Raw genomic sequence first — 351 nt, forward strand, 5'->3', positions numbered from 1 at the left:
TCGGTCCGAGACGCACCGTCATAAATCGCAGCCAAAGCCAGTAGCCGTCGAGCCTGGGGGCCATTTCTCGATCGTCTCGCGGCAGCTCGGGTTGTCTGCGCGTCAAAATCAGCCTGGAGCGGAAGTGACATGGCAAACCTCCTACATTCGCCATGTTGAATCACTGCCAGCCTTGATTTGCAAAAGCCTCTTGAGTCAGCCTCTCCGAGACTTGGTATAACTCATTTACTTTCGGATTCCGAACAATGGGTACAATCTACTGCCCGATCGTCGAGAGATTGGCACCGGCACTGACGATGCCCACGCCCCCGCCGATCATCTGCAGGAACTTGGCGAGATCGGTCGACGGTG

1 pseudogene is annotated in these 351 nt (G+C 56.1%); it reads right to left on the bottom strand.

The window, feature by feature from the left end:
- Positions 1–131: pseudogene (locus ACTJKX_RS38310) on the bottom strand (IS630 family transposase); the annotation flags it as partial.
- Positions 132–351 lie beyond the last annotated feature (220 nt).

The sequence above is a fragment of the Labrys sp. 22185 genome (assembly GCF_052045555.1).
GTDB lineage: Bacteria > Pseudomonadota > Alphaproteobacteria > Rhizobiales > Labraceae > Labrys > Labrys neptuniae.